Raw genomic sequence first — 1,300 nt, 5'->3', positions numbered from 1 at the left:
CTCGGCCTGGACGTCACTTCGGCTGAAGACGGCGCGGGCTGGCCGGCCTTCCTGCGCGGCCTGGTCGCCCGCGGCCTGTCCGGAGTGCAGCTGGTCATCTCCGACTGCCACGCCGGGCTGGTGGCCGCAATCGGCGCCACGTTGGCCGGGGCGTCCTGGCAGCGCTGCCGCACCCACTACCTGCGCAACCTGCTCACCTGCGTGAACAAATCCGCGCAGCCGTTCGTGGCCACGCTGGTACGCACCATCTTCGACCAGCCGGACGCCGCCTCGGTGCGCGCCCAGCACGCCTGGGTCGTGCAAACGCTGGAAGCCAAGCATCCGCACGCCGCCGAGCACCTGGACGCCGCCCGGGACGATCTGCTGGCCTTCGCCGCCTTCCCCCGCGAGATCTGGCCGCAGATCTGGTCGAACAACCCGCAGGAACGGCTGAACAAGGAGATCCGCCGCCGCACCGACGTGGTCGGCATCTTCCCCGACCGCACGGCGATCATCCGCCTCATCGGCGCCGTACTGGCCGAGCAGACCGACGAATGGGTCGAAGCCCGCCGCTACATGGGCCTGGACATCCTCGCCAAAGCGCGCATCCGCGTCGTTGCCAGCGACACACCCACCCAGAACCCACTCCCACAGACACTTACCGCTTAACCTGCAGAAACAGGATCACGCGAAGATCGGTTCTTACACCACGTCCGTGGACGTGACCAATCCCGAGCAGGCCGGCAGCAGCGGAAGTCCCGACCGAGCAGGGCCGGCAGCAGCGGGCTTCCCGACCCCGCCCACACAAACAAACAGCACCCTAGACGCGTGAAAAAGCTCCGAAAGCAGAGCCGGCCACCAGCAGCAGATGAGGCCGGACCGCGGCAGCGCTGGGCGACCACGTCACCGAGAAACCACCCAGCCACGCACGCACGCAACCGACCACGAGGGCGGGGCGGAGGCGCGACAGCGGCCCAGCCCGTGCCCCCACGCCCCACGCCCGCGCGCTCGCGCGCACCGGCCACACACCCACGGCCACAAACACACCACAGGCACGCAGCCACAAACACCACAAACACACCGAACAACCAACCCAGCACCAGCGCCGGCCACCCAATAACCCCGACCCACCCACACCAGCCAAAAACCCGAGACACACAAAACAAACCCCCACCACACACCCCACACAAAAAGCCCGCACACACAAAAAAGCCCGGACACACAAAAGAGGGGCTCCGACACCACAACAGATGCCAGAACCCCACCCCAACACACACAAAAAAGAGGGGCCTTGGTATCCGAAACCAGATACCAAGACCCC

General features: G+C 66.7%; 1 protein-coding gene. It reads left to right on the top strand.

Annotation, left to right across the window (positions count from 1 at the left end):
* A partial coding sequence (locus AB0K67_RS40450; protein ID WP_364070939.1) for a transposase occupies positions 1–648 on the top strand: 648 nt, incomplete at its 5' end.
* Positions 649–1,300: the final 652 nt, after the last annotated feature.

Source organism: Nonomuraea sp. NPDC052634 (assembly GCF_040678535.1).
Taxonomy (GTDB): Bacteria; Actinomycetota; Actinomycetes; order Streptosporangiales; family Streptosporangiaceae; genus Nonomuraea; species Nonomuraea fastidiosa.
Note: the sequence above shows the minus strand (reverse complement) of the source record. Positions and strands in the feature narration are given on the sequence as shown.